A 24,279-nucleotide genomic window follows, 5' to 3' on the forward strand; every position below is an offset into this window, starting at 1 on the left:
AAAGCCCGCCAATTTGGCGGGCTTTTTCTTCATGGACTGTTGGGATTTTCTAAACCTCTTCAGGTGCCAGCTCCTTTTGAAGTGTCTGATAGTCGGTTTTGCCTGTGCCGAGGACGGGGATTTTATCCATAATTTCGATTTCGCGGGGGATCATCAGTTCGCTGATACCTTGGTCCTGAGCTTCTTTTAACAGGATGGCGCGGGTGGCGTCGGGGCATTCTGTGGCGAGGATGAGCTGTTCGCCTTTTTTGAGGTCGGGGCGCGCGATGACGGCGTGCATAAAACCGGGCCAGATTTTACTGGCGAGATCTTCAGCCGCTGTCAGAGAGACCATCTCGCCCGCGATCTTGGCGAAGCGTTTAGCGCGGCCCTGAATGGAGATAAAACCATCAATATCCATAACAACAATGTCCCCGGTGTCGTACCAGCCGTCCTCTGGTGGTTGAAGTTGCCCGGGGGCCTCGGCACGTAGGTATCCTTTCATGACATTGGGACCTTTGACAAACAAACGTCCGCCTGTGGGGATACCGGGGACAGGTTCCAACCTGCTTTCAATACCGGGCAAGAAGCGCCCGACGGTGCCTGCTTTGTACTGCAATGGTGTGTTGGTGGACAGAACCGGTGAAGTCTCTGTGGCGCCGTAGCCTTCCAGAATGCGCAGGCCAAACTTCTCTGACCATGTTTTTCGGGTGCTGTCCTTGACCTTTTCCGCCCCGGCAAAGATGTGTCGTACCGAATAGAAGTCGTAAGGGTGAGCGACGCGGGCATAGCCTGTCAGGAAGGTATCCGTGCCAAAGACGATGGTCGCATTGGTGTCATATACAAGGGCGGGAACGATGCGGTAATGGAGCGGCGACGGATAGAGGAAAGTTTTAATACCAGAGAGAATGGGCAGCAGAAGACCACCTGTTAAGCCGAATGAGTGGAAAATGGGCAAGGCATTGAAAACGGTGTCTGTCGAGTTGAAATCCACCACGGCGGCAAGCTGACTTCTGTTGGACAGCAGGTTGTTATGACTGAGCATGACACCCTTTGGCACACCTTCTGATCCTGATGTGAACAGTACGACAGCTGCATCGTTACTCTCTGGAGCTGATTTGTTGTGGAATGCTCTGGCAAACTGGCTTTTCACCCAACCACAAAGCTTGTTCCCGAGAGAGATTTCTTCTTTGAGATCTTCGAGATAGATAATTTTGTGTTCACGACCTAGCGCATCAGCCAATTCGTCCAGACGTCCGAGTTCGATGAACTTACGGGATGTGATGATGGTTTTGATCTCTGCGGTTTTACAACAAGACAACAGGTTCTTTTCGCCCATGGTAAAGTTGAGCATGGCCCCCACGCGCCCGATGGCCTGTATGGCAAAGAATGACACCGCTGCTGCCGAAGAGTTGGGGAGTAAGAGGCCGACAATTTCTTGCGGTTTTGTAAAGCTGGCAAACTTGTCGCCGAGAACAAAACTGGATGTTATGAGCTTGTCGTAAGAAAGCGGCGCACGTTGAATGTCTTCGACAACTGCGGCGTCCCCGCCGTGAATATCACGGGCATCCAGCAGATTTTTGAACAGGCCACCTTCTGGCGGGCATGAGCTAAAAGCGGTTTCACTCATCAAATCATGGAGACCGACACTTATGGCTGAACGACGTTCTCTGCCCCTGATATCTTCACTGAGTCGAAGTTTTTTTGGCGGATGAATGGTGATAATAACCTTGGGGAACCAGCGCTGACGTATTTTACCTTTGAGACGCGAGAAGGGGGTGTATTGCGCGCCTTCGATATTAACGGGCAGCAAAGGAGCATCTGCGTGATCCGCAATCATGCCGGGGCCTTCGAATATCTTCATCATGCCCCCGGTGACGGTAATCCGTCCCTCGGGGAAGATTACGCAACGTTTTCCGGATTTGACCACATTGATCATGGTTTTGGTTGCCATGGGATTGGTCGGGTCGATGGGGTAGGAATCAACGACGGAAAGGAAAGGTTTTACCCACCAACGCTGGGCAACATAGGTGTCTATCGCAAAGGTGGGGCGACCGGGCAGGAAGGCGGCGAGCAGAATACCATCAAGGAAAGAAACATGATTGATGACGATAACGGCCTTGGGGCCAAGATCGTCCAGATTTTCTTCACCTCTGACTTCCACGCGAAAGCAGATTTTCAGTAATAGTCTGAAGAATAGCTTTGTCGGAACTTCGGGCAAAAGTTTGCAGACATACAAAGCCACTACCAGATTGAGTACAGCAATGGTCAGGAAAACTTCAGGAATGGTAAAGCCAAGCTTGAACAGACCCATTGCCCCAATGGCAGAGACAACCATGAACAGGGCATTGACTATGTTGTTGCTGGCAACATTCCTTGCCCGGTGACTGTCGCTACTTTCATGTTGCAGGATGGCATAAAGTGGCACGATATAGAGGCCACCGCTAATGGAGATAAGCAGCAGGTCAATCAAAACACGAATAAGCTCAGGGCGCTGGAAATATTCTGCTAAGCCAATCAAGGAGGATGATACGGGTGTTATGGTGTCAGACGCGAGATACAGATCAAAGGTGAAAAGTGACAGCCCCAAAGCACCAAAGGGAACGTAACGCGCTGTAATCTCGCCTTTGAGCAGCTTGTTACATATTAGCGAACCGATGGCGATACCAACAGAAAACATGGTGAGAAAGAGAACGTTCACCCATTCGTTTCCGCCAATGACATTTTTTGCGAATGGGGCGAACTGGGCAATAAATGTCGCACCAAAAAGCCAGAACCAGGAAATGCCGAGGATAGAGAGAAATACAGGTCGATTACCCGCGCTGTGTTTGACCAGATTATAAGTTTCCGCCAGAAAGTTCGGGTTGATCTTTATCGTAGGATCAGACGCTTCGGCTCTGGGGATAAAATAACTCGTGGCAAGACCGATAAGGGACAGAGCTATGATGAGGAGAGAGATACTCATCAAGCCATTATCAGTGAGGATAATAATGCCGCCGACGATTGTACCGATAAGGATGGACAGGAAAGTTCCTGCTTCAACAAGCCCGTTTGCACCGATAAGCTCTTCATCTCGCATGTGATCGGGAAGAATGCTGTATTTAAGGGGGCCAAAGAAGGCTGATTGTGTTCCCATCAAGAACAATACGACCATCAGGTAGGTTGGGGAGTTCGTAAGGAAACCGTAGCTGGCAAGCCCCATAATGATGATTTCAAGATATTTCGTCAGGCGGATCAAACGGGACTTTTCAAACTTATCCGCGATTTGACCTGCGATAGCGGAGAAAAGGAAAAAGGGGAGAATAAAGATACCCGCAGCCTGTGTAACCATTGCCTTGGCTTCATCCGGGGATAGATGAATCATTTTAAAGACGATCAAAGCGACAAGGGCATTTTTAAAGACATTGTCGTTTAAAGCCCCCAGTGCCTGAGTGAGGAAAAGAGGTAGAAAGCGTTTGCTCTGTAACAGGTGCAAAAGGTTTTCGCCACCAGCTTGTTTCTCAGGATCTTGGTTTCCCAACGTTTTGTCTTCCCTGATCTGATCTTCTGATGACATCCTTGATACTCCGCATCGTTGTCGTCTTTTGCCGTATAGTGCCGAATTGTTGTGTTGATATAAACTAACTTTGTAATTTTATTAATTTATATAATAAGTGAGTGATCACTTACACAATATGTTCAATAACAACAAAGTCAAGACAGCTATCCAAAATAAGAGATGTGATGAGGAATAAATTACAAATTTAGATAAAAATAGTCGTTAATAGAAATGTCATAAATAAACTGTTTATCAATGGCCTGAAATTTGCCAGTACTGTCCTCTGGTTCGCTTTTCCTTTTGTTTTTATTGATGTTTTTTTGTTGAGACGATGCGCGTCGGAGACAGGCAAGTTCATGGTTACATGAGTTTGCCGGTATTTTTGTTCCCAAATCTTCCAAGAAAAGGTCGTTTATAACCATGAAAAGGATTTATGCATTCCCATTATATCCACGGCCCAATTCGGGTTCATTCAGGGAGGATTAAATATGAGAGCAAAATCAGGCTTTCTGAAAGGCTTGAATCCGACCATGGCAATATGGTCGAAGTTTCTTGTCTTCGCTTTGGTAATTATGGCGTTTGTCGCCACCGAAGGCGTCGGTGATTTTTTTACAGGAATTAATAATTTTCTGGTTGGAACCATGAAATGGTACTACTTGGGAATTGTTGCATCGTTCTTGTTTTTTGTTATTTGGTTACTGTTTAGTCGATACGGTAATCTTCGTTTAGGTAAAGACAGCGACAGACCGGAATTCAGTTATTTTTCATGGTTCGCAATGCTGTTTGGTGCAGGTATGGGGATCGGTCTGGTCTTCTGGTCCATTGCGGAACCAATTTACCATTTTCAGTCTAACCCCTTTATTTCAGAAGATGCGTCGCAAACAGCAGAAGCGGCACAAGTCGCCATGCGCATCACACTGTTTCACTGGGGATTACATCCTTGGGCAATCTACGTAATTGTCGCTCTGGCGCTGGCTTATTTCGCCTATCGTAAAGATCTGCCCTTGACCATTCGTTCATCGCTCTATCCGCTTATTGGTGACCGGATTTATGGTCCGATTGGACATCTTGCAGATCTATTGGCTGTGTATGGTACAGTCTTTGGTGTTGCAACGTCTTTGGGGCTTGGTGTGCAGCAGATGGCGACGGGCTTGTATGAAATTACAGGTTGGGGGTTCTGGGTAACTGAAACGATCACTGATGGTGTCACAAAAACAGAACCTGCATTGGCCGCGATGATGGTTTTGATTGCGATCATTTCAGGTCTGGCAACAATCTCTGTTGTTTCAGGAATTGGCAAAGGGGTTAAGATCCTTTCCGAAGTGAACCTTTGGTTATCCATTGCTATTCTGGCGTTCTTTATTGCCTTTGGCCCTACACGCTACCTATTGGGGTCATTCCTGCAGAACATAGGCGATTATATGGGGCAAGTTGTTCCCCTGAGCTTGTGGACCAATGCAAATGACGAAGCCAGTAAATGGCAAGGTTGGTGGACAGCCTTCTATTGGGGCTGGTGGATGTCTTGGGCGCCTTTTGTAGGGATGTTTATTGCGCGTATTTCACGAGGCCGAACAATCCGTGAATTCATTCTGGGTGTTCTGCTCGTACCGACATTGCTTGGTGCGGTCTGGTTGACTGCTTTTGGCGGAACGGCGTTACATATCGAACTCTTTGGCGATGGTGGTATCGTTGAAGCTGTTCAGGCAGATTTGACATCTGCTCTTTATGTGACGATTGCAAAAATGAATGCAGGTTTCGTGGGGTCAATTGCAGCGATTGTTGCGACAATTCTGATTGCAACCTACTTCATTACCTCATCTGACTCCGGGACTTTGGTGGTGAATACGCTTCTGTCTATGGGCGATGAAAACCCGCCGACTGTTCATCGCGTAATCTGGGGCCTTGGTGAAGGTCTCGTTGCTGCTGCGCTCTTAATGGCGGGGGGGCTGAAAGCACTCCAGGCCGCGGCGATTGCGGCGGCTTTACCTTTCTCAATTATCATGATCTTTATGATGATTGGTCTGGTAAAATCTCTACGCCAGGAAGATCTCGGAATTGCCTATGCGCAAAGCGGAGATAAGGTGACTGGTGGCTTAAACGATTAACCGTTTAAGTTGACATGCTATAGAATGAAACGGCCCCGACTAAATGTCGGGGCCGTTTTTTTGGGAACTACCTATTTGGATATTTTGGGATAAAGAGCTTCTATTTCGTCCTTATACACTTCTAAGACTTTGTGTCGTCTTACTTTGAGTGTTGGTGTCATCATCTCGTTATCAATTGTAAATGGCTCTTTGGCAATTACGAATTTACGCACTTTTTCAAGTGGTGAGAGCTGTTTGTTGATTTGATCAATAGCTTTGGCTATGGAGATTTTTAAAGAGGCATTGTTGTGTACCGACGCGAGAACAGCGGCAATCCCGTTCGCTTCGCCCCAATGGTCAAGGAATTCATCGTCCGGTACGATAACAGCCGTTAAGTGAGGTCTTTTGTTCCCATATACCATGGCCTGATGAATTGAGGGGTGCAGAGATAATTGACCTTCAACCCGGGCGGGGGAAACATTATCGCCTCCGGAAAGGACGATAATATCTTTTTTCCGGTCGGTTATTTTCAAGCGCCCGCGATGATCAATTTCGCCAATATCCCCTGTATGAAGCCATCCGTTTTTGATGGTTTCATCTGTGTATTTCTGATCGTTCCAGTACCCGGACATTAAAAGCTCACCGGATGCCAGAATTTCGCCGTCATCAGCAATCTTGATTTCAACGCCCCTGAGTTGAGGGCCTACAGTCGACATATCTATTCTGTCGTGTCGGTTTACGGCGATAACTGGGGCAGCTTCGGTCTGTCCATAGCCTTGCAAAATCGGTAGGCCAAGAGCATGAAAGAAAAGTCCGATGTCTTCATTAAGAGCAGCGCCGCCGGAAACCATGGCTTTTAAACGTCCGCCGAAGCGTTGACGAAGTTTGTTGCGTACCAGTTTTTCCAAGACACGATCCTGCAGCTTCTCGATCAGCCCAAGGTTATCGGATTGATAATATCGTTTTCGCCCGAGGGCTTCGGCTTTGTAGAACAGGTTACGTTTGAGTGCCTTTTCCTTTTCCAAGCCGCGGGTAATCCGACTGTGCATGGATTCAAACAGTCTGGGAACTGCGGTCATAATGGTCGGGCGGGCTTCGGCCATGTTACGCAAAAGATGCTCAGCCCCTTCGCCGTAATAGATTTGTGCCCCCAGCAACAAAGGAAAACACTGCCCTGCTGTATGCTCATAAGCGTGGGAGAGGGGAAGAAAGGAAAGGAACACTTCGTCCCCCAACCCAAGGTGATAGAGCACGTCCCAAGCGCCTTCACAGTTACAGAGAATGGCACCGTGACTTAGCATTACTCCTTTGGGAAGGCCACCAGTTCCCGATGTATAGATGAGACACGCAACATCTTTTCTGGTGAGCTTTTCTGCCTCGGCCTCGATATCACCGGAGAGGTTATCTCCTTCAGCGATCAGATGTTCCCAATCATGTATTGCTATTTCTCTATCGCTGTCACCAAGATCAAAGATGTCGATGTCGTCTTTGTCGACAGTTTCCATTGTAATGGCCCACTGACAGGCCGATGCTTGCTGTGCCGCAGGCAGAGACTTTTTACAAAGTGTAGCGGTAGAAACAATAATTCCTTTGGCACCGGAATGGTCAAGAACATGCCTATGGTTGACATGGGTGTTCGTTGTGTAAGCGGGAACAGATATCCCTCCTGCAGCCATGATCGCAAGATCGGCAATGAACCATTCGGGTCTGTTTTCCGCAACAAGAACAATCCGGTCACCCTTTTCAAGACCCAGCTTTTTCAAGCTACGCGCCAGTGCGGTTATGCGCCGGGATGTTTCCTCCCAGCTGATGGGCCAGTATTGCTTGTTTTCTTTAAACCAAAGAAAAGGCTGTTCTTTCTTCTCTTTTGCATGCGTGTAAAAGAGACTGACAAGGTTCTTGTAATGCGGGGGAGAAATAGTTTGTTCCATGTTCCTTGTTAGGCCTTTACCTGTTCTTGTGATTTCTTATCATTATGTAGTGTAATATTTGGCGATTCACGCCTTGTTTTCAATTTCTAGATCCTAACTTATAGAGACAACGTTCGTATTTGAAGACCGTGTTTGCGGAATGAGAGGAATTTTTATGACCGAAGCTGCTCACCCCAAAGAAGTTATTGATGAAAAGCTTGGTACTTTACCCGCCTGGGACTTAACTGATCTTTATCCTGCACCAGATTCTACCGAATTGGAAAATGATTTGGTTGCTGTTGAGAAATCAGCGATTGCTTTTAATGATAAATATGCAGGGAAATTATCTGACCTCAACGGGGATGCTCTTTGCGCGGCAATTCAATCTTTTGAAAGCATGCAAGAGACCATGGGCAAGGTGATGAGCTATGCCTATCTGGTTTACGCCGGCAATATGAGCGATCCGGAAGTTGGAAAGTTTTTCCAGTCCATGCAAGAACGTAGCACGGGTATTTCATCTCATGTGCTGTTCTTTACTTTGGAGCTGAACCAGCTGGACGATGGTGATCTCCAATCGAAGATTGCCGGTAGTTCCCTTGCCAAATATGCGCCGTGGTTGAGAGATCTACGAGCACAGAAAGACTATCAGCTTTCTGATGATGTCGAGAAAATCCTTCATGAGAAACGAGTTTCCGGTCGCTCTGCCTGGGTGCGGTTGTTTGATGAAACGATGGCGAGCCTTCGCTTCCCTTATATGGGCGAAGAGTTCAGTTCTGCGCAGATCCTGAATAAACTTAGCGATCGCGATCCAAAAGCGCGCAAGGAAGCGGCCCAATCATTGGGTAAGGTGTTGGGTGAGAATCAGCGCCTTTTTGCTCATATCACCAATACTCTAGCCAAAGATAAAGAAGTTGAAGATCAATGGCGTGGATTTTCGCGCCCTGTTTCTTCCCGGAACCTGGCGAATGTCGTCGAAGATGAAGTTGTCGATGCATTGGTGAGTTCAGTTGCTGATTCTTATGAGGATCTGGCTCATCGCTATTACAAACTGAAGGCAAAGTGGTTTGGGGTAGAGCAGCTTCCCTACTGGGATCGTAATGCACCGCTGCCGGATGACGACGATGATGTTATCAGTTGGACCGATGCGACAGAGATAGTTTTGACTGCCTATGCAGGATTTTCGCCAAAGCTTGCCGAAGTTGGACAAAAGTTTTTTGATAATCCCTGGATTGATGCCCCTGTGCGTCCGGGGAAAGCACCGGGTGCTTTTGCGCACCCAACGGTCCCCTGTGCCCACCCTTATTTGCTGGTCAATTATCAGGGCCGAACAAGGGATGTGATGACCTTGGCGCACGAGTTGGGGCACGGTGTGCATCAGGTCTTGGCAGGTGTTCAAGGCCCGCTTATGGCCGATACGCCGTTAACGCTTGCGGAGACGGCCTCTGTTTTTGGTGAAATGCTGACCTTCCAGTCTGTCTTGAAAAAGAAAGAGGATGCCAAGGCGCGCAGAATCATGCTGGCTTCCAAGGTTGAAGACATGCTGAATACCGTCGTTCGACAGGTCGCGATGCACCAGTTTGAAACACGAGTTCATGACGAGCGTCGCAAGGGTGAACTATTGCCCGAACAACTCGGCGAAATCTGGATGGACACCCAAAGAGCTAGTCTAGGACCTGCCATTCGTTTTGAAGATGAGTACGCAGCCTATTGGTCTTATGTGCCGCACTTTATCCATGCGCCGTTTTACGTTTATGCCTACGCATTCGGCGACTGCCTCGTCAATTCTCTCTATGCCGTTTACCAGCAAAGCGAAGAGGGATTTGCCGAGAAGTATCTGGATATGCTTTCTGCTGGTGGCTCGAAGCGCCACAAAGAGTTACTCGCGCCTTTTGGATTGGATGCAGGTGACCCGGACTTCTGGAAACAGGGGCTTAAAGTTGTGTCTGGTTTTATTGATCAGTTGGAAGAAATGGAATAATCGCGCCAGCAGTTGATATGTAAGTGATTACCAGAGTTGTGAAACCCTTCCTCATCGAGGAAGGGTTTTTTTATGGCATCATGTTTAATAATAGATAGCCATTGAAACAGCACAGGTAATGAAGTGTTAGCCAATAAAATTTCATTTGATTATTTGGCTTAAATAGATGGAACAAGTGCTTTCTTTTGTATTAACCCATAGGTTGTTGTTTTGTGTTAATGTTCACGACATGCTGACAGAATCATTGGGTGTTTTTCTCACTTAAGAGCAACTGTTTTCAATCGTTTCTTGAAAGTTTAGCCATGCCATCTACACCTAAAATCAATACTTCTAGCTCAACACTGGATATTATTGCGGTAAAGTTCTGGAACGAGGTTGTCGAAGCAACAGAGTTACTGGATTACGCTATTGCTTCTGGATACGAAGCTGAAGATGGTCGTAAGGTATCTCCCGACATGATATCAAGTATCAAGGAGATACATCAGCATTTAGAAACCTGTGAAGGTACTAAGCTTCCACCAACTGATGAGATGGCAAAGTTTGAAAAAGCTTATTATGATTTATCTAATCTAATGTCCCCGATAACAGCGATGACTTTGAGGGATACATCTGATGATCCTCGGTATTTTGAGGAATCGCTGTTTGCATATAGTGGTGCATCAGTTGCAAAAATTTGGAATCGCAAAATGATGGCTTGGACGCTTTTCTTTATTTTTATCGCGATTCTACAAAACACTCTTGAAATCGCCTGGGGCAAGGCTTCTACGCCGGCCGATAAATTAGACTGGAGCTATTTTCAAATTGTTCTCGGTATTTTTCTTCCCTTTGCATATGGGGGAATTGGTGCCTGTACATATCTGCTGAAATCGCTGCATTATTTTATTTATAATCGAACCTTCGATCGCATGAGGAAATCAGAATATTATAATCGAATTCTTTTGGGGGTGGTTAGCGGAGGCACAATTACTTTACTTGTCAGCCAAGCGGAAACAGATGGTGGCAAAGTAATTACCTTGAGTGCGAGTGCTCTTGGGTTTTTGGCGGGATATAATACTGATTTCCTATTTTCTGCGATTGAACGCATTACGGGTGCTTTACTGCCAAAGGTTAGTGTTGAGTCAATCAAAAAACGAAAGCCCGCTGTGTCTAAAAGCCATTTAGCGCTGAATGATATCTCTGTTAACGATCTTCTCCAAAAGTATGCTTCAGCATCCACGGATGAAGAGAAAACAATGATTGCGACTCTTCTCGAGCGATTGGGAAAGCGGATCTAAACCACAAACTGATTTACCCGTACAAAAAATGAGGAACAGGTTATGTCTACTTCTACTGCTCAGTTGGAAGAGGTGGCATAATAACTTTAAAACTTAGATCAACCTATTAGGTCCTCTCTTTTTAGAGGATCTTTTTTTGTACGATAATATTATCTGTTGATCTGCCTCAATGCTCTGACCTTGAAGCAGGAATAATAGTTCTCCATGAAGTTAAGTATTTGAATCCACGACGAGATATTGCGTGTCTCGGTTTGTGGAAATGGAGTCATTTGCCATGCGTAAAATTTTAAAATCTCTTGTAATTTTGGCCGTTAGTGCGGGGTCAATATTCTCTTATGTTCCTACTTATGCCAGCGAAGCGGGTGACATCCTTATTCGACTGCGTGGTATTGGTGTTATCCCTGATGATGGCGGGAAGACCACGATTGGTGGCAAGCCTGATTTAAGTAATTCCTACGTCCCTGAATTGGATATCAGTTATTTCTTTACCAAAAATATTGCCGCTGAATTGATTCTTGCAACAACAAAACATAATGCGAAAGTCGAAAATATTAACGGAGGAGGAACAGCCGATCTCGGAGATGTTATGTTGCTGCCGCCGACGTTAACTCTTCAATACCACTTTACAAATTTTGGTAAATTTAAGCCCTACATTGGTGCCGGGGTTAACTATACTGTCTTCTATAATGCTGACGGAGCAAATGGTCTTGATGTCGATTATGATAACAACTTTGGTGCAGCAGCACAGGTCGGCGTTGATTACGAGCTTAATGAAGCTTGGTCACTCAACCTCGATGTAAAACGTCTTTGGTTGAACACGGATGCCACAATTAATGGAGGGGCAATCAAGGGCGACGTTGATGTCGACCCCTGGATTGTCGGTGTAGGTCTTGGGTACAGATTCTAATCTGTTAGAGACAGTGAACCCGTTTCAAGGAACGATTCAAGCCGTTTGATATAAGGCGCAGTATCAATGTTATGTCGATCAAGCCATTCCTGATTATAATAAGTGTCGAGGTAGCGATCCCCGGAATCGCAGATCAATGTAACGATACTGCCCTTTTCTTTACGAGCTTTCATTTCGGACATAAGAAGGAAGGCGCCATAAAGGTTTGTCCCTGTGGAAGCCCCGCATTTCCGACCAAGTAATTTTTCCAGAACGTTGATTGCAGCAATTGAAGCTGCATCAGGAATTTGGATCATGCGATCAACCAGACTGGGGACAAAAGAAAGCTCTACTCTAGGGCGGCCGATGCCTTCAATCCGTGATCCCGAACTGGTCAGATTTTTGTCACCTGTTTTATAAAAATCGTAGAAGACTGAATTTTCAGGATCAACCACACATAGTTTTGTCTCGTGGGTACAGGATTGGTCATAACGTATAAAGCGACCCAATGTCGCCGATGTACCGCCAGTACCTGCGCTGGCTACAATCCATTCCGGACAAGGATGGGGTTCTCGTGACATTTGCGAGAACAGGGATTGGGCTATGTTGTTGTTGCCGCGCCAATCGGTTGCACGCTCTGCATAGGTAAACTGATCCATATAATGTCCATTTAGTTCGCGTGCCAAACGTTCAGATTCAGTGTAAATATCTTTGGCCTCAACCAGATGGCACTCGCCGCCATAAAATTCTATTTGCGCAAGTTTTCTTCTAGCTGTGGTTTTAGGTACAACGGCTATAAACCTGAGATTTAGTAGCCTGGAAAAGTATGCTTCGGATATTGCTGTGCTACCGGATGAGGCTTCAATAATAGTTGTATCCGGCCCAATCCATCCGTTACAGAGACCATAAAGGAAAAGCGATCTTGCCAGACGGTGTTTTAAACTCCCTGTCGGATGCGTGCTTTCATCTTTAAAATATAAATCCACGCCAAGGCAGCTTGGTAAATCCAGCTTGATGAGATGGGTGTCTGAAGATCGGTTATAGTCCGCTTCAATTTTGTTAAGAGCTTGCTGAACCCAAAGTCTTTTATTCATTATATGATCCCGAAAAAATCTTTGTTCTTAAAAAATGACAGGATAGCATAAACTTTGATCCTGCTGATATCTTTGCGGGCGAAGATATATGAGCAAGGATGTTATTTTTTCTCAAATATGAGCTTAATTTTAATTCTTATTGGGATAATTTCTCAAATTTGATTGTTTATGTGGTGAGGGGAGTTTGAGTTGGCACTTTTGGTGTTCGGACACCATATAAAAGTCTGGATCAAAGTTTAGTTTTTTCAGATTAGACGACATTTCAGAGATGGCATGAAAGATCAACAGAATGCAGGATGACGAAGATCTCCAAGATATAAGCGATTCAGGATCACGTTTGTCTGGGCGCTTAAAGCGTTATGCAAAGGTTGGGAGCTCTGTTGGAGGGCTAGCAGCGCAGGTTGTCGGAAACCGTGTTTTGGGGACAGGCCTTAACTCTGCGAAACATTCTGCTGAGTTAAAAAAAGCTTTGGGAGGGTTGAAAGGTCCCTTGATGAAAGCTGCGCAAATTCTGGCAACTATTCCGGATGCATTACCCAAGGAATATGCAGAAGAGCTTCGCCAGCTCCAATCAAATGCACCGTCTATGGGATGGTTGTTTGTAAAACGTCGGATGAAGACTGAACTTGGGGTGGGGTGGCAGAAGAAGTTTCAATCTTTTGAGCAAGAGGCAGCGGCGGCTGCATCACTTGGGCAAGTCCACCGAGCAATTGACTTGGATGGGCAAGAGCTTGCCTGCAAACTACAATATCCTGACATGATTTCAGCCGTTGAGGCAGATCTGAAGCAGCTTGCTTTACTGTTTAGTATCTATCGGCGGTATGACAAGGCGATTGATCCATCAAATATCTTACAGGAGCTAACAGACCGTTTGCGTGAAGAGCTGGATTATCAACGTGAAGCGCAGAACATGGGGCTTTACGGGGTGATGCTTGCTGATGAAAAGCATGTGTGTGTGCCGAGCGCTGTGCCTGAGTTGACGACCAATCGTTTGATTACAATGAACTGGCTGGATGGTGTTCCGCTTTTGGATCACATCAGATCACATGGAAACAATCTGGAAATGCGTAATCAGGTTGCAATGAATATGTTTCGGGCTTGGTATGTTCCCTTCTATAAATATGGGGTTATTCATGGCGATCCTCATCTCGGCAACTATTCCATACGTGAAAATGGCGATGTCAATTTGTTGGATTTTGGCTGCATCCGTGTTTTCGATGCGTCTTTTGTTAAAGGTGTCATTGATCTCTATTTCGGGCTAGAGCGAGACGACGAAGATCTTGCTGTTCAGGCATATGAAAGCTGGGGCTTTCAAATTCAAAGCCGGGAAATGTTAGATACCTTGAACATCTGGGCACATTTCCTTTATGGTCCACTGCTTCAGGATCGAAAGAGAACAATTGTTGATGATTATAAAGGTGGCGCTTATGGAGCTGAAGTCGCCAATAAGGTTCATCAGGAATTGCGTCGACTAGGTGGCGTTAAACCGCCGAGAGAATTTGTTTTGATGGACCGTGCCGCTGTTGGCCTGGGATCAGTTTTCATGCATTTGAAAGCCGAGATTAACTGGCATCAATTGTTCCATGAGCTGATTTCGGATTTTGATCATTTGACTTTACATGAAAGACAAACATCGGCTCTGAATAAGTTTGATGTTTCAATTCCGACGACTGTTTAAAGGAATTCAATTAAAGCGTCTTTAGGCACCTGTCTATACAGACGAATCGACCTTTTATCTATATTACAGCAATATTTTGTAATTTTTGGTTGGTATTATTTCCCAGTTGGCACAGGTGTTTTCCTCTTTTTATGGCGGTTTTAGGACATTTTTGTGCAGCGCACACTTGCAGCTTTGATTTTAATCCCGCTTTAATAACAGCCATAATTTGTTGGACATTCTGATCCAACGACAATTCTTGTGGGGAGATAATATGAAAATTGCTATTCCCAAGGAGCGTCGCCCGAATGAAACACGGGTCGCTGCTTCTCCAGAGACAGTGAAGAAACTTGTTGCTTTGGGGTGTGATGTCTTTGTTGAAAAAGGGGCAGGTGTAGCTGCCAGTTTTACGGATACTGCTTTTAAAGATGCTGGAGCGACCATTGGGAAAGATGCGGCGACGACCTACAAGGATGCTAAAGCTGTTTTAAAGGTACAAAAGCCCATCGCGGGTGGCAAAGATGATGAGCTAAAGGTTTTGTCTCAAGGCACAGTGGTCATCGGAATTACAGATCCTTATCGCTCGGAAAAAGAACTGGATGCTTATTCCAAGGCCGGATTAACAGCTTTTGCGATGGACTTCGTGCCACGCATTACCCGCGCACAATCGATGGATGTTCTGTCCAGTCAATCTAACTTGGCGGGATATAAATCTGTTCTGGATGGTGCGGGAGTATTCAACCGGGCTTTCCCAATGATGATGACTGCCGCTGGAACTGTTGCTCCAGCCAAGGTTTTTGTTATGGGGGCCGGTGTTGCTGGGTTGCAAGCTATCGCAACGGCACGGCGTCTTGGTGCTGTGGTGTCCGCTACGGATGTCCGTCCGGCTTCTAAAGAACAGGTTGAATCTCTAGGCGCAAAGTTTGTTGCCGTTGAAGATGATGAGTTCAAGCAAGCAGAGACTGCTGGCGGTTATGCAAAAGAGATGTCAGATGCCTATAAGGCAAAACAAGCTGCCTTGATTGCAGAGACGATTGCCAAGGTTGATATGGTTATTACCACTGCCTTGATACCGGGGCGTCCTGCGCCAGTTCTGGTGACGGCAGAAATGGTCAAATCAATGAAGCCGGGATCGGTGATTGTTGATCTTGCAGTTGAAACCGGTGGTAACTGTGAACTGTCTGTTGCCGGGAAAGTCGTTGAAAAAGACGGCATATCTATTGTTGGTTATAGCAATGTTCCCGGACGTTTGGCGACGGATGCATCTTCGCTTTATGCGAAGAACGTATATAATTTCTTCGAACTTATGTTCGATAAAGAAGCCAAGGATTTAAAAATCGACTGGAATGACGAAATTATCAAAGGGACTTGCGTGACACACGAAGGTTCAATCGTACATCCTGCATTGGCTCATTCTGAAAAGAAGCCGGTTTCAAAAACTGAGCCAAAGGTGTCCGCTGAGAGCGAGGCTGCTCCAGTGAAAACCACAGCGGCGAAAACGGCTACCGCGAAAAGAGCGCCTGCGAAGCGTGCCCCGGCAAAGAAAGTACCGGTCAAAACGGCTGCGGCGAACAAAGCTACTCCAAAGAAAACAACAACGAAATCAACGGCAAGTAAATCCGGGACTAAAGCGGAAGCTAAAGATGGGGGGAATGCCTGATGTCGAGTGAGGAATTTATCAACAAGGCAACTGATGTCGCTAACTCAGCCCGTGCCTTATCTGACGAAGTTGCATCCCTTGCATCTGAAGCCAGTCGTCTTGCTGTTGATACGGCAGGGCAGAGCGCGGGGTCCCCGTTCATTATGGGGCTTACTGTGTTGGTTTTGGCCGTGTTTGTCGGCTACTACGTGGTTTGGAATGTAACGCCTGCGTTGCACTCGCCCTTGATGGCGGTAACCAATGCCATTTCATCGGTGATTATTGTCGGTGCACTGATTGCTGCGGGACCTGCTGATGTTGGTTTTAGTGAAATCATGGGTTTCATCGCCATTGTTTTGGCCGCCGTGAATATCTTTGGTGGCTTTATCGTCGCGCAGCGTATGCTGCAAATGTTCAAGAAAAAGCAATAGGGGGAGCTTACTATGTCATCAGATCTTTCTGCTCTGTTATATCTGGCTGCTTCAGTCTGCTTTATTATGGCGCTTCGTGGGCTTTCTCACCCGACAACAAGTCGACAGGGGAATGTTTTTGGTATTGTAGGGATGGTTCTGGCGATTGGAACAACCCTTATGGCACCTGGCGTGATGAGCTTTGGAACCATTCTTTTGGGGCTTCTCGTCGGCGGTGCGATCGGTACCGTTATCGCCTTACGTATTCAAATGACAGCCTTGCCGCAACTTGTTGCTGCTTTCCATAGTCTTGTCGGTCTTGCTGCTGTTTGTGTTGCCTTGGCAACATTCTATAAGCCCGAAGCCTATGGCATCGGACGGGTTGGCGATATTCAGATTTCGAGCCTGATTGAATTGGCAATCGGTACTGCAGTTGGTGCCATTACCTTTACAGGGTCCGTGGTTGCGTTCGCCAAACTGCAGGGACTGGTTTCAGGCGCACCGCTGGTTTTCAAAATGCAGCACATGCTTAATGCTGCGCTTGGGGCATTGGTGGTTGTTCTGCTTGTCCTTCTCTGCACAACGCAGGAGCCTGTTTATCTCTGGATCTTAATCGCAGTTACTTTGCTGCTTGGTTTCCTGTTGATTTTACCAATTGGCGGTGCCGATATGCCTGTTGTGGTGTCTATGCTGAATTCCTATTCGGGTTGGGCTGCGTGTGGCATCGGGTTTACCCTGCAAAACAACCTGTTGATTATTACCGGGGCTCTTGTTGGTTCTTCAGGTGCAATCCTAAGTTACATCATGTGTAAAGCCATGAACCGCTCGTTCATTAGCGTTATTCTTGGTGGTTTTGGTGCTGAGGGTGAAGATGGCCCAGCAGGAAGTGGTGGCGATGATGATCGGGTGGTGAAATCCGGGTCTGGTGATGATGCCGCCTTCCTTATGAAGAATGCAGGATCTGTCGTTATTGTGCCGGGATACGGCATGGCCGTTGCGCAGGCTCAGCATACTTTGCGGGAAATGGTTGATCTGCTCAAAGCAGATGGTGTTAATGTCCGCTATGCTATTCACCCTGTTGCAGGCCGTATGCCTGGGCATATGAATGTGTTGTTGGCTGAGGCATCTGTGCCCTATGACGAAGTGCTAGAGATGGATGAAATCAATCGTGATTTCAAATCGACGGACGTTGTTTTTGTTATTGGGGCGAACGATATCACAAATCCAGCAGCCAAGACTGATCCAAAGTCCCCAATTTACGGGATGCCTATTTTGGAAGTTGATCAGGCTCAGACTGTTCTTTTCGTTAAACGTGGTATGTCTGCGGGGTATGCAGGGGTACAGAACGAGCTTTTCTTCCGTGATAACACCATGATGCTTTTTGGTGATGCTAAACAGATGTGCGAAAAGATTGTTAAATCTTTGGAGCAGCTCTAAGAGCTTCTATTCCTTTATCTATTAGAAAAGGGCGCCCTTGTGGTGCCCTTTTTGTTTGTGAAAGGTGGAAGAACTCAGCAGAGATTAAGTAATAGCCCGCAGGATTTTTACAAATTATTGCTTGATAGTTGGCTTGAAAGGGATCATGTATCGCGTCCCCTTTTTCCAACTTATATATATATACGAGGATGAAGTCATGAGCGATATCTCAATTGGTGTTGATTTCGGTACGACGAATACTGTGATTGCTTTGGCTGATCCAAAGGGAACTGTGACGTCCGTTAAATTCAAGCACGATGATATTCTGCATGATGTTTATCGTAGCCTGCTTTGTTACGAGAAGCATAGTCCGGCTAAAAATTCGAGAGTAGATGTGGCTGGCGGACCTTGGGCATTGGAGCAATATCTAACGGCACGCGGTGAAGTACGTTTCTTGCAGTCTTTCAAAAGCCATATCGCAAGCAAGCTGTTTCAAGAAACACAGATTTTTTCTAAACGCTTCACCTTGCAAGATATTATGGCTGATTTTTTTAAACAGTTTGTCTCTGATGCTGGAGATCAGATCCCGGAAGATAAAACCACGGTTATTGCCGGACGTCCAATTATCTATGCCGGGCATTCTCCAGATGAAGACTTGGCCCGAGAGCGATACGATGCAGCCTATAAAAGCGTTGGTTTTTCCAATGTAAGTTATGTCTATGAGCCTGTAGGCGCAGCGTATTACTACGCAAAAAATATTGAGAAAGAGGCAACTATTCTTGTTGCTGACTTTGGTGGGGGGACAAGCGATTTCTCTCTCATCAAGTTTGAACGTTCCGGCTCAAACTTGCGATCAACGCCTTTGGGTTATGCGGGGGTTGGTATTGCGGGTGATACCTTTGATAGCAGATTGATTGATCATGTGGTTTCACCGTCCCTTGGAAAGGGGAGTGGGTACTATTCTTTGGATAGAAAAATTCTGGATATGCCCAATAGCTTCTATAATCGGTTTTCCAAGTGGCACGAGCTCGGGGTTTTGAAAAGCCCGACAACCTTACGCGAACTACGTGAACTAAAGTCCGTGGCAGTTCATCCGGAAATGATCGAAACTTTTATCGATGTTGTCGATAATGACTGGAGCATGGATATCTATGACGCTATTTCCAAAGCTAAAATGGCTTTAACTCACAGTAATGAGGCCGAATTTTCAGTTCATTTCAGTGACAAAAAAATTGAAAAAACGATTTGTCGACAAGATTTTGAAAGCTGGATTGCCAAGGATCTATCAGTGATCGAAAAGAAGGTCGATAGCTTGTTGCAGGAAAGTAAAATTCCTCTATCCCAAATCGATAAGGTCTTTATGACGGGTGGAACATCATATGTTCCCGCTGTACAGACGCTTTTTGCCAAATTGTTTGGTCAGGATAAATTGGCGAGTGGGAAACAGCTTGAATCCGTTGCCTATGGCCTTGCGCTGGTTGGGCAGGACCCTGATGCGCAAAGCTGGGCTGTGTAGTTGAAGAGATGTTCTGAGTGATGATCGGTTAGGTTTATTCTAGACGCAAAACGGGCCGCCGTCTGAGTTAGAGGGCAGCCCGTTCTTCTTCCTAGAGGAAGATATCTCGCCTTAAGCGACGTTCACAGAACGCCGATCAGACTTTAATAGCCTTCACGTTCCATACGCTTACGAAGAAGTTTGCGATAGCGACGAACTGCTTCGGCACCCTCGCGCTTTCTGCGCTCACATGGTTTTTCGAAGTGACGACGCAACTTCATTTCACGGAAGACACCTTCGCGTTGCAGCTTTTTCTTAAGCGCGCGAAGAGCCTGATCAACATTATTATCACGAACGTGTACTTGCACGGGCGATCAGCTCCTTTCTAACGTCAGTCCATGATTGGTCTGACAGAGTTTTCTCGGTTACCCGAGTTGAACACATAAAGAACATCCGCTGAGCCAATGGCACAGCAGGTTCATGGCAGTACCTATCACAGGCTTTTGTAAATGTGAAGGGAAGAATACTGACTACGGGAGATTCTTTTCTCCAGTATTCCTGAGCTTTAGCATGTTAATATGATAACTTTTGCCAAAGCGTAATGTTTTATTTTGACCCTGTGTAAACAGAGTTCCATAGTATAAACATGACCTTACTAAAGATATCAAAAATGGGACACCCTGTTTTACGACAGGTAGCAGCGCTTGTTCCAGATCCGACGATGCCAGAAATTCGCGAGCTTGTGGAAAACATGGTTGAGACCATGACTGAGGCTGGTGGCACAGGTATAGCAGCCCCGCAGGTTTTCGAGTCGAAACGTATTTTTACCTTCTTTGTTTCCGAAGAACGCGCCAAGGCGGAAGCTGAAAGATTGAGAATTTCGCCCGAAGACGAGAGTGGGGTGCCTTTGACTGTTCTTGTGAACCCGGAAATTGATTTTATTGGTGATCAAGTGGATGAAGGTTGGGAAGGGTGTTTGTCTATTCCCGGATTAATGGGAATAGTTCCTCGTCACCGATCAATTCGCTATCGTGGCTTCGGGCTTGATGGTAAGCTGATAGAGCGTGAAGCCTCGGGATTTCATGCACGTGTCGTTCAGCATGAATATGACCACTTGGATGGTGTTCTCTATACTGAAAGAATGACAGACATTAAGTCACTTATTTTCTCGTCAGAAGTCGGTTATCAAAAGCCTGATGAATGAGGCTTTGACGTAGGACGAATGTGTCCGCTGAATATTCTTGGCAGAGTGAATTGGGCCAAAGTGAATTTGGATGTGAACTAGGAAGTTTAAAGGATCGTGATATGAGCGAAGCAAAAAAAGCCCAACTGTTAAGAGCGCTGTTATCCATTGTTCCTTTTGAGGGGTGGAGTGAGGCTGCTCTGGCGGAAGCTGGAAGCAATTGTGATCCTTCATCTCAAGATATTTCCATTCTATTTCCAAGAGGCATAACAGACGTATTGCGGTTTTATAATCAGCAGCTTGACCATCAGGTTATGGAAACACTGGAAAAGAATGACTTGGCCGGCATGAAAGTACGTGACCGGATTACCTTGGCGGTGCGAACCAAGCTGGAACTCATGACAGCGGATCGTGAAGCTATTCGAAAAGGTGTGAGTTTCTTCACAATGCCACTTAAAGCAACCGAGGGGATGCATAACGTATATGATACTGTTGATGCCATGTGGCTAGCTGCTGGAGATACATCTACGGATTATAACTTTTATAGCAAGCGGTTGTTGCTTGCTGGTGTCTATAGTTCGACCCTTTTATTCTGGCTGGATGATAGCTCTGAAGATTTTGAAAAAACCTGGGCTTTCCTCGATCGCCGTATTGCTGAAGTTCTCAAAATCGGGGGCACATTAGGAAAAACAATTGGCAAGATAGGCGCGTTGGCGGATAAATTCCAGGCCTGCTCGCCTTTTACCAAAAGAAATCTTTAGAGCCGATCATTAGCTCTCAGCTATTTTACCCAGAAATTTGATCGTGAAATAGTTTCTTGAGCCAACGGTTGGCTGCTTGGTTGCGGCCCTGCGCATTGATGACGAATTCTTGTCCTTTAGGGGCTGATTTTACCTGCCATCCCTCAGGTGTTGGAGCCCATTTGTCAGTGTTTAAATGGTAAGATAGTGCAGGTGTTGGATGCGCAAACCATTTGGGCAAATTCCAGATGGACCGTGTGGCGCCCTCTGCAGTTAAAACTCTGTTCTGATTGATCTGCGGGAAAATACCTGCCCCAGGAATATTGAGCTCTTGCCTTCCGACTTTTAGCCTGTCTTTCGCAATATAAAGGGTGTTGTTTGTACCGAAAGAATGGGTGAGATGAGGATGCTCGGCATAGGCAGGAAACTGTTTAGCGACCAGATGTATATCAGTCCCGATATTGATTATTTTTTGAACCTGTAACCAGCCGTAGATAACATGTAAATCTGGCTGTTTGGGCAAAGGACGAAGATTTTCATCTACGCGCCTGAACCAGCCAAAAAAGAGAAAAAGATCTCCGACCGTGACGCCTTGATTGGCAAGATGTTGCTGAGCCGCACTATATTGTCCAAAACAACATCTCCAATCGGGGTGACGAGGAAGGCTGTCGGGATAAAGGTCTGGATCCAGATGGGCTCTGTCTTGAGGGGAAGCTGCTTTGGGCTTTAGCTGCTCAATGACAGTTCCTAGACACCCAATTGGCGAAGCAATATCCTGATAAGTCTTTGGACCCATCGGGTGAGGGATGGGGAGAGAAAACATCTCCCCGTTTGGGAGGATCGGGCTCGGACCACCGCCATATTGGGCGTCAAAACCTTTTCGGCTCAGGATAATGCGCATCTGGTAATCATTGTATAGATTAATTATTTAAGACTGTCGTTGGTGCTGGTAGGTGGGAACAGTAGTCGCCTGGGGCCAATTGATCAATTGGCACTATTTTAGCACGATAATTTGCAAGTCTTGCGGCCCACCTTGGGCTACGCTGGAGCTTGTTTATCAGTTTGATCAGGCCTTTGTCATTTACTCCGGTAAGCATAACTTTACGGTCAAAACTATTATGCTCGGCCAGATTTATTTTCTCAAAGAGGTGATGTTTCTTTATTAAATTACAAGCATTTATTTCCAACATGATGGCAACATCAATTCTTCCCGAGAGAAGCATTTGTGTTAACTGCCAGTCGTTATCTGCGTCAGTTCTTCTGGCTTGGTTTTTTGTCAGAAGAACCTCGATATTATTGTATTTGTAATTTTTTATGCCACCAAAAGAGGCGCCGATAAGATCATTGGGGCTTTTATAACTTTTTGTGTTTGTTGCTTCCCATACATAAACGCTGGTATCCAACATAATTCGATCTGACCAGAAAGTTTGAGATGGCATAATCTCTTTAAACCATCTGGGGTTGGCCCAAAGAACGATTATGTTTTCTGTTTTAATCAGTTCATTAAGGCGTTTTCGCGGAACAACTTGTATATTGAAGCTGTGTTGTCCTTTACTTAAGCTTTCGAGTTCTTGGACAAGTTCATATGTTAAGCCCTGATTTTCGCCAGTAATAAAAGGGGGGACAGGGTGGTAGCTATAAAGAGTATAGGTTTCTGCTTTGGCACTACTTATAAAGCTAATCAAGATGATACCAAATACGATACCCAAATAATTAGAGGATGATGTGTTGCGTAATTTGTTTGCGCTACTTTTCCACAAAACACGCGCTCCAAGAGGTAACTGTAGCAGAAATACAGACTACCATGCTTCTTTTGCGAAAAAGTTAATGAGTGCGATTGTATGCAGGTGGCGACGCTTTTAATTTCGCGGAATGATCCGGGTGAAGTGCCCCATTTTTCGTCCAGGTTTGGCTTGGTCCTTACCATAGAGATGAAGTTTACTCGCAGGGTCAGAAAGTATTTCTTCCCACTTTTCAACATCGTCCCCCAGAAGGTTTGTCATAACGGCATCTGAATGACGGAATACGGAACCTAGGTTCAGTCCTGCAATGGAGCGTATAAATTGCTCAAATTGGGATGTCACACAGGCATCCATGGACCAATGGCCGGAATTGTGCGGACGGGGAGCCATTTCGTTGATCAGAATTTCATCATCTGTAGTGACAAACATCTCTACGGCCATCATGCCGACAAGTTCCATTTCTTCAGCCATATGCCGTGCCAGAGCTTCAGCTCGGTCACTGATTTTCTGTGAGATGCGCGCAGGTACGATCGTTTGATCCAGAATATGGTTTTTGTGGCGGTTTTCTACAGGAATGTAAGCCTGACAGTCACCTTGAATACTACGGGCGACAATCACTGAAATTTCCATACGGAAATCCACAAGAGCCTCAACAACAAGTTCTGCTTGATCCAGATTTGGCGCGACTGCATTCCATGCATCGGTTAAATTCGTTTCCGCAGAAATAAAAGTTTGCCCTTTGCCATCGTATCCCATTTCTGTGGTTTTCAGAATGCAGGGGCGTCCCATATCCCTGACAACACGATCAAGTGATTCCGGATTTGTGACTTCCATATAGCGTGTTGTCGGCACATTGATGGAGTTACAAAAGTCCTTTTCACGTAACCGATTTTGGCAAATATGCAGAACGTTAGGGCCGGGATTAACCGGGACCCGATCAATCAGAAAGGCGGCTGTTTTGGCAGGAACATTTTCAAATTCGTAGGTGACAACATCTACGTGCTCAGCAAAGGCAGCAAGGGCTTTTTCATCATCATAAGCTGCTGTTGTTGAGTATTTTGAAACTTCACTGGCTGGGCTATCTGCTTCAGGACAGTAGATATGGCAATGAAAGCCCAACTCTGCAGCGGCTGAGGCAGCCATTCTTCCAAGTTGCCCACCTCCAAGAATGCCAATAATGGAACCTGGGGCGAGTGGGGCTGAAAGCGATTTGCTCATAATCGTTGTCTCCACGGATGTCCGTAAAACGTTACC

Annotated in this window: 19 protein-coding genes; 11 read left to right on the forward strand and 8 right to left on the reverse strand. The window is 46.0% G+C overall.

From position 1 onward, the window contains the following. Window positions 1–49: 49 nt before the first annotated feature. Entirely contained in the window at window positions 50–3,535 is a 3,486-nt protein-coding gene (locus tag BKB51_RS11260; RefSeq protein ID WP_198946709.1) for an acyl-[ACP]--phospholipid O-acyltransferase, read from the reverse strand. A 470-nt stretch (window positions 3,536–4,005) separates the two neighbouring features. Here BKB51_RS11260 and BKB51_RS11270 point away from each other — a divergent pair, with 470 nt between their 5' ends. Continuing rightward, on the forward strand, window positions 4,006–5,622 hold the full coding sequence (locus BKB51_RS11270; protein WP_179187861.1) for a BCCT family transporter: 1,617 nt from the start codon (window positions 4,006–4,008) through the stop codon (window positions 5,620–5,622). Window positions 5,623–5,693: 71 nt separating this feature from the next. Here the strand turns inward: BKB51_RS11270 and BKB51_RS11275 are convergent, their stop codons facing one another. Next, entirely contained in the window at window positions 5,694–7,532 is a 1,839-nt protein-coding gene (locus BKB51_RS11275) for an AMP-dependent synthetase/ligase (RefSeq protein WP_085901185.1), read from the reverse strand. 154 nt (window positions 7,533–7,686) lie between these two features. Here BKB51_RS11275 and BKB51_RS11280 point away from each other — a divergent pair, with 154 nt between their 5' ends. The 3 genes from BKB51_RS11280 (at window position 7,687) to BKB51_RS11290 (ending at window position 11,670) form a co-directional block, all read left to right on the forward strand. Next, on the forward strand, window positions 7,687–9,489 hold the full coding sequence (locus BKB51_RS11280) for a M3 family oligoendopeptidase (protein ID WP_085901186.1): 1,803 nt from the start codon (window positions 7,687–7,689) through the stop codon (window positions 9,487–9,489). 248 nt (window positions 9,490–9,737) lie between these two features. After that, entirely contained in the window at window positions 9,738–10,763 is a 1,026-nt protein-coding gene (locus tag BKB51_RS11285; protein WP_125911827.1) for a hypothetical protein, read from the forward strand. A 274-nt stretch (window positions 10,764–11,037) separates the two neighbouring features. Further along, a complete protein-coding gene (locus BKB51_RS11290; protein WP_085901188.1) occupies window positions 11,038–11,670 on the forward strand; it encodes an OmpW/AlkL family protein in 633 nt (210 codons plus the stop codon). Here BKB51_RS11290 and BKB51_RS11295 read toward each other — a convergent pair. Next, a complete protein-coding gene (locus BKB51_RS11295; protein WP_085901189.1) occupies window positions 11,667–12,743 on the reverse strand; it encodes a PLP-dependent cysteine synthase family protein in 1,077 nt (358 codons plus the stop codon). The two genes, BKB51_RS11290 and BKB51_RS11295, sit on opposite strands and share 4 nt — an antisense overlap. A 289-nt stretch (window positions 12,744–13,032) precedes the next feature. Between BKB51_RS11295 and BKB51_RS11300 the strand changes: the two genes are divergently transcribed. Further along, a complete protein-coding gene (locus BKB51_RS11300) occupies window positions 13,033–14,421 on the forward strand; it encodes an ABC1 kinase family protein (protein ID WP_085901190.1) in 1,389 nt (462 codons plus the stop codon). A gap of 58 nt (window positions 14,422–14,479) precedes the next feature. Here the strand turns inward: BKB51_RS11300 and BKB51_RS20980 are convergent, their stop codons facing one another. Continuing rightward, entirely contained in the window at window positions 14,480–14,650 is a 171-nt protein-coding gene (locus BKB51_RS20980) for a hypothetical protein (protein WP_218044008.1), read from the reverse strand. A gap of 24 nt (window positions 14,651–14,674) precedes the next feature. Here BKB51_RS20980 and BKB51_RS11305 point away from each other — a divergent pair, with 24 nt between their 5' ends. The 4 genes from BKB51_RS11305 to BKB51_RS11320 all read left to right on the forward strand — a co-directional run bounded on the left by BKB51_RS11305 (window position 14,675) and on the right by BKB51_RS11320 (window position 19,381). Continuing rightward, entirely contained in the window at window positions 14,675–16,060 is a 1,386-nt protein-coding gene (locus BKB51_RS11305) for a Re/Si-specific NAD(P)(+) transhydrogenase subunit alpha (protein WP_085901191.1), read from the forward strand. Continuing rightward, entirely contained in the window at window positions 16,060–16,470 is a 411-nt protein-coding gene (locus BKB51_RS11310; RefSeq protein WP_047762271.1) for an NAD(P) transhydrogenase subunit alpha part 2, read from the forward strand. The genes BKB51_RS11305 and BKB51_RS11310 overlap by 1 nt, the downstream gene beginning before the upstream one ends. 12 nt (window positions 16,471–16,482) lie before the next feature. Beyond that, complete coding sequence (locus BKB51_RS11315) at window positions 16,483–17,886, forward strand: NAD(P)(+) transhydrogenase (Re/Si-specific) subunit beta (RefSeq protein ID WP_085901192.1); 1,404 nt, start codon at window positions 16,483–16,485, stop codon at window positions 17,884–17,886. Window positions 17,887–18,082: 196 nt separating this feature from the next. After that, the gene (locus BKB51_RS11320) at window positions 18,083–19,381 is read left to right on the forward strand and encodes an Hsp70 family protein (protein WP_158090213.1); all 1,299 of its coding nucleotides are present in this window, start codon (window positions 18,083–18,085) and stop codon (window positions 19,379–19,381) included. Window positions 19,382–19,524: 143 nt separating this feature from the next. Here BKB51_RS11320 and rpsU read toward each other — a convergent pair whose 3' ends face one another. Continuing rightward, entirely contained in the window at window positions 19,525–19,728 is a 204-nt protein-coding gene (gene rpsU / locus BKB51_RS11325; RefSeq protein ID WP_046508209.1) for a 30S ribosomal protein S21, read from the reverse strand. A gap of 278 nt (window positions 19,729–20,006) precedes the next feature. Between rpsU and BKB51_RS11330 the strand changes: the two genes are divergently transcribed. Next, window positions 20,007–20,564 (forward strand): peptide deformylase, encoded by a 558-nt coding sequence (locus BKB51_RS11330; protein ID WP_085901194.1) that lies wholly within the window; start codon window positions 20,007–20,009, stop codon window positions 20,562–20,564. A gap of 101 nt (window positions 20,565–20,665) precedes the next feature. Continuing rightward, window positions 20,666–21,304 (forward strand): COQ9 family protein, encoded by a 639-nt coding sequence (locus BKB51_RS11335; protein WP_085901195.1) that lies wholly within the window; start codon window positions 20,666–20,668, stop codon window positions 21,302–21,304. A 25-nt stretch (window positions 21,305–21,329) separates the two neighbouring features. Here BKB51_RS11335 and BKB51_RS11340 read toward each other — a convergent pair whose 3' ends face one another. The 3 genes from BKB51_RS11340 to BKB51_RS11350 form a co-directional block, all read right to left on the reverse strand. After that, the gene (locus BKB51_RS11340) at window positions 21,330–22,184 is read right to left on the reverse strand and encodes an Nmad3 family putative nucleotide modification protein (protein WP_085901196.1); all 855 of its coding nucleotides are present in this window, start codon (window positions 22,182–22,184) and stop codon (window positions 21,330–21,332) included. Window positions 22,185–22,203: 19 nt separating this feature from the next. Further along, window positions 22,204–23,043, reverse strand: coding sequence for a type 2 periplasmic-binding domain-containing protein (locus tag BKB51_RS11345; RefSeq protein WP_085901197.1), 840 nt, complete (start codon window positions 23,041–23,043; stop codon window positions 22,204–22,206). A 99-nt stretch (window positions 23,044–23,142) separates the two neighbouring features. Beyond that, a complete protein-coding gene (locus BKB51_RS11350) occupies window positions 23,143–24,243 on the reverse strand; it encodes a 5-(carboxyamino)imidazole ribonucleotide synthase (protein WP_085901198.1) in 1,101 nt (366 codons plus the stop codon). Between the last annotated feature and the right edge of the window lie 36 nt (window positions 24,244–24,279).

The organism is Kiloniella majae (genome assembly GCF_002118315.1).
Lineage (GTDB): Bacteria > Pseudomonadota > Alphaproteobacteria > Kiloniellales > Kiloniellaceae > Kiloniella > Kiloniella majae.

Coding starts and splice junctions, on each gene's coding strand:
- BKB51_RS11260 (WP_198946709.1), bottom strand. CDS start 3,535: ATGTCATCAGAAGATCAGATCAGGGAAGACAAAACGTTGGGAAACCAA.
- BKB51_RS11270 (WP_179187861.1), top strand. CDS start 4,006: ATGAGAGCAAAATCAGGCTTTCTGAAAGGCTTGAATCCGACCATGGCA.
- BKB51_RS11275 (WP_085901185.1), bottom strand. CDS start 7,532: ATGGAACAAACTATTTCTCCCCCGCATTACAAGAACCTTGTCAGTCTC.
- BKB51_RS11280 (WP_085901186.1), top strand. CDS start 7,687: ATGACCGAAGCTGCTCACCCCAAAGAAGTTATTGATGAAAAGCTTGGT.
- BKB51_RS11290 (WP_085901188.1), top strand. CDS start 11,038: ATGCGTAAAATTTTAAAATCTCTTGTAATTTTGGCCGTTAGTGCGGGG.
- BKB51_RS11295 (WP_085901189.1), bottom strand. CDS start 12,743: ATGAATAAAAGACTTTGGGTTCAGCAAGCTCTTAACAAAATTGAAGCG.
- BKB51_RS11300 (WP_085901190.1), top strand. CDS start 13,033: ATGCAGGATGACGAAGATCTCCAAGATATAAGCGATTCAGGATCACGT.
- BKB51_RS11305 (WP_085901191.1), top strand. CDS start 14,675: ATGAAAATTGCTATTCCCAAGGAGCGTCGCCCGAATGAAACACGGGTC.
- BKB51_RS11310 (WP_047762271.1), top strand. CDS start 16,060: ATGTCGAGTGAGGAATTTATCAACAAGGCAACTGATGTCGCTAACTCA.
- BKB51_RS11315 (WP_085901192.1), top strand. CDS start 16,483: ATGTCATCAGATCTTTCTGCTCTGTTATATCTGGCTGCTTCAGTCTGC.
- BKB51_RS11320 (WP_158090213.1), top strand. CDS start 18,083: ATGAGCGATATCTCAATTGGTGTTGATTTCGGTACGACGAATACTGTG.
- BKB51_RS11330 (WP_085901194.1), top strand. CDS start 20,007: ATGACCTTACTAAAGATATCAAAAATGGGACACCCTGTTTTACGACAG.
- BKB51_RS11335 (WP_085901195.1), top strand. CDS start 20,666: ATGAGCGAAGCAAAAAAAGCCCAACTGTTAAGAGCGCTGTTATCCATT.
- BKB51_RS11340 (WP_085901196.1), bottom strand. CDS start 22,184: ATGCGCATTATCCTGAGCCGAAAAGGTTTTGACGCCCAATATGGCGGT.
- BKB51_RS11350 (WP_085901198.1), bottom strand. CDS start 24,243: ATGAGCAAATCGCTTTCAGCCCCACTCGCCCCAGGTTCCATTATTGGC.